Here is a 3,769-nt window from a genome sequence, read left to right as displayed (position 1 = left end):
CATTTATCGGTATTATAATAGAACGTTATTTCTCTCATATAGATTTTGCTTGGCGTTTTGCTTTTCTGCTTGGCGGATTTATGGGTCTTGCAGGATTTTACTTGCGATTGCGTGTATCGGAAACACCGATTTTTAAAATGCTTGAGAAAAAGAAACAAGTTCTTAAAGCACCTTTTTCCAATGTAATTAGAACTGCTTGGAGATCGATGTTTTTAACTATGTGTATAGGTGCTATCGCTAGCAGCGTTATGTATTTAGTAAAAACATATATAAATGTTTTCTATTATAATGTAATGCATCTTAGTAATACTATTGCTTTATCATATTTAGCGTATAGTTCATTTATTGCGATGATAGCGATGCCGCTTGCCGGCGGTACTGCCGATATTATCGGAAAATTTAAAATGGCAATGCTTGTTGGTGTTGCTATCTTGATATTGATTTTACCGACCATGTTACTTATGTCGACAGAAGAGATGTGGCAACAAATTATAGCTCTTACAATGCTTGGTATGCTCGCAGGAAGCATAGCAGGTACAGCTTATATACTCGTTATATCCTTGTTTACGGCAGAACAACGATTTACCGGTGTTGCTTTCAGCTACAATTTTGCAATAGCGACATTCGGCGGAACTTCACCTATTATTTCTCGTTGGCTTGTAGAGCGCACAGGCTTATTTTATGCTCCAGCTTTTTATATTATGATCATTGCTGCCGTATTTTTAGTGATTATGTATATGATGAGGAAAGTAATTAAATCGTTGCTTAATAATTATGAACATAGAAAATAAAGAAATAACAAGTAGTTGGTTTACTAATTTACGTGATTTATTGTGCAAAGAATTTGAAAAAATCGAAGAAGAATATGTACAAACCAAAGGTTTAAAACCAGCTAAGTTTGTACGCTCAAGCTGGCAACGTAACGGCGGTGGTGGCGGTGTCATGTCTCTCATGAAAGGAGAAGTATTTGAAAAAGTTGGGGTTAATATATCTACCGTATTCGGTGGATTTTCTCCCGAATTCCGCAGCGAAATTCCAGGAGCAGAGCTAGACGGGAAATTCTTTGCAACAGGCATTTCATTAGTTGCACATCTTAAATCGCCGCTAATTCCCGCTATGCATTTTAATACTCGTTATATAGAAACTTCTAAAAGTTGGTTTGGCGGCGGTGGCGATTTAACACCTTTTTATCCGGAAGAAAATGAAACTGTAAAGTTTCATGCAGCTTTTAAAGAAGCGTGCGATAAGTATGATTCTAGCTATTATCCTAAATTCAAAAAGCAATGTGATGAATATTTTTATCTAAAGCATCGAAAAGAGCCGAGAGGAGTAGGCGGAATATTCTATGATTACTTAAATAACGGTAATTTTGAACAGGATTTTGCCTTTACACAGGACGTAGGTAAGGCTTTGTTGTCGGTATATCCTGAAATTGTTAGAAGTAAGTTATTTTTACCTTGGACAGCTGAGCAGAAAGAATACCAGCTTATAAGGCGAGGTAGATATGTAGAATTTAATTTGCTATATGACCGCGGTACTAAATTCGGCTTAATGACCGATGGAAATGTCGAAGCAATATTAATGTCATTGCCACCTGAAGTAAAGTTTAATTGACTTTTTTAAAATCATAACCGGAATGGCAAAATGCTATTTCGGTGTGTTGAAACTTCTGTCAAAAGTGAGAGTATTTTCCACAAAACCGATGCAATCCTTGGTTTATAGTGAAATGCATTGAATTAGGTGACATTTCTATTTCATTTTTTAATTTTTAAATAATATATCTCATATCGTAAATGGGTTGGCATTAGCGATATTCGCTATATCCTTAAAAAAATAAAATATTTCTTATAAAGATCATCTAATTCAATGCATTTCACTATAACAAATTTTTTTACAGTTAATATAGCAAATTCATTCTCTTTTGTTACTTCATGATTTTTCCAGTAATCAGTTAATTTATTTCGTGTTTCCTACCCCCATCATACGTTGTTGAATCCATTTCTCGCTATGACCGTGTCATTTCCAATTATCCCTTGCTCTATCAATTGATTTTTCCGGATCAGAAATTTCTTGAATCCTCTCATAACCGACTTTAGCAAGCCATTGTTTAAACAGTTCTGCCTTTGGAGGAATAGATTGTATAATATGAAGTAATGACTCTGTATTTATACAGTCTGTTATATATTTTTTTCCATCTGTGGCAGTTAATTTCAGTCCATGATAATTTGTCACGACCTCACTTTTTTCTTCGTTTAACCTTTGTTTTAGTTTTCTTCAATAAGCTCCAGGGTTACTACTATCAGTCAATGCTCCTACTACGTCGACTACTGAAAACCACCATTTGTTATTATTTCCTGCTCGCAATGACGATATATCTTTAACAATCCCTTTTAAATAAAAAGAGTATACTAGTCAAATGGTTTCACTATAACCATAATCACTGCAACAATCATGCAAATAGCCGGAATCTCATTAACTATGCGATAAAATTTTTCTGAATGGACATTCTTACCATTTGCAAAATCTTTTCGCCATCTTGCAAGTAAACCGTGAAATATCACTAAAATTAATACTGCAAACATTTTAACGTGAAACCAAGTATCAAGAGCAACAAACCCGTAAATATGAGCATTTATTAAACCAAAAATAAATGTGCTAATCATTGCCGGATTCATAATGAATCTGAGTAATTTTAGCTCCATTACTTGTAAAGTACTATCTAGCTCACTACCTATTTTAGCTTTGATATGATAAACATATATTCTAGGTAAATAAAGAAGTCCTGCCATCCAACATATAGCAGATATCAGATGGACTGACTTAAACCATAGATAGTAACTTGCCATTCTTTTCCTTATTAATTTGTTAATTTACACAAACATTTAGTAAATTCGTTTGGACATATTCTTGTACTAGAGCTACTCATAACTAAATTAGTATCAACCTTATTAATAAATCGTAGCAATATATTTGTCAAACTATTAATAAAAATTTTATTTGTTCCAAGTGTCGGAATTCGGGTATATTGAATTTCATATTTATCTGCAATTAATTTATATTCAATATCAAGCTCTACTAGTGTTTCAACATGCTCGGATACAAAGGATATAGGTACGATAATTATGTCTTTTACAAGTTTTTTTTCCAGGCGAATCAGAATTCATTAGAATTCTTCTAAGCCTTGGAGTATTTGCGGTTGGCTTTCTGACAAGACCGATAGGAGGCATATTATTCGGTTATATCGGTGATAGATACGGTAGACGTATCGCTTTAATAATCTCGATGCTAGGTATGACTATTCCGACCTTTATTATGGGCCTCATACCCTCATATGCAAGTATTGGGATTTATGCCCCTATAACTCTAGTTATAATGCGGCTTATTCAAGGTTTATGTATTAGCGGTGAAGGAACGGGAGCGGCTATTTTTATCCTTGAACATCGTCAAAATTTAAGACCGGGTTTTACGGCAGGTTTAGTACATGGTTCAAATATCGCCGGTACCTTAATTGCAACATTTATCGGTATTATAATAGAACGTTATTTCTCTCATATAGATTTTGCTTGGCGTTTTGCTTTTCTGCTTGGCGGATTTATGGGTCTTGCAGGATTTTACTTGCGATTGCGTGTATCGGAAACACCGATTTTTAAAATGCTTGAGAAAAAGAAACAAGTTCTTAAAGCACCTTTTTCCAATGTAATTAGAACTGCTTGGAGATCGATGTTTTTAACTATGTGTATAGGTGCTATCGCTAGCAGCGTTATGTATT

The 3,769-nt window shown here is 34.4% G+C and carries 4 protein-coding genes and 2 pseudogenes; 3 read left to right on the top strand and 3 right to left on the bottom strand.

Annotation, left to right across the window (positions count from 1 at the left end):
* Together O6R16_RS07655 and hemF are read left to right on the top strand one after the other, a co-directional pair.
* Positions 1 to 791, top strand: a 791-nt coding sequence (locus O6R16_RS07655; protein WP_499680673.1) for an MFS transporter, incomplete at its 5' end; no start/stop codon positions are given.
* Positions 775 to 1,614 carry an oxygen-dependent coproporphyrinogen oxidase gene (gene hemF / locus O6R16_RS07650; protein WP_499680672.1) on the top strand — a complete coding sequence of 280 codons (840 nt, stop codon included), beginning with the start codon at positions 775 to 777 and terminating at the stop codon, positions 1,612 to 1,614. The genes O6R16_RS07655 and hemF, both read left to right, overlap by 17 nt.
* A 402-nt stretch (positions 1,615 to 2,016) precedes the next feature.
* Here hemF and O6R16_RS07645 read toward each other — a convergent pair whose 3' ends face one another.
* The 3 genes and pseudogenes from O6R16_RS07645 to O6R16_RS07635 form a co-directional block, all read right to left on the bottom strand.
* The gene (locus O6R16_RS07645) at positions 2,017 to 2,232 is read right to left on the bottom strand and encodes a BRO-N domain-containing protein (RefSeq protein WP_499680671.1); all 216 of its coding nucleotides are present in this window, start codon (positions 2,230 to 2,232) and stop codon (positions 2,017 to 2,019) included.
* A 176-nt stretch (positions 2,233 to 2,408) separates the two neighbouring features.
* Entirely contained in the window at positions 2,409 to 2,846 is a 438-nt protein-coding gene (gene hemJ / locus O6R16_RS07640) for a protoporphyrinogen oxidase HemJ (protein WP_499680670.1), read from the bottom strand.
* 11 nt (positions 2,847 to 2,857) lie between these two features.
* Positions 2,858 to 3,154: pseudogene (locus O6R16_RS07635) on the bottom strand (ferrochelatase); the annotation flags it as partial.
* Here O6R16_RS07635 and O6R16_RS07630 point away from each other — a divergent pair.
* Positions 3,121 to 3,769: pseudogene (locus O6R16_RS07630) on the top strand (MFS transporter); the annotation flags it as partial. The pseudogenes O6R16_RS07635 and O6R16_RS07630 overlap by 34 nt on opposite strands.

The sequence above is a fragment of the Candidatus Rickettsia tasmaniensis genome (genome assembly GCF_036857515.1).
GTDB lineage: Bacteria > Pseudomonadota > Alphaproteobacteria > Rickettsiales > Rickettsiaceae > Rickettsia > Rickettsia rickettsii.
Note: the sequence above shows the minus strand (reverse complement) of the source record. Positions and strands in the feature narration are given on the sequence as shown.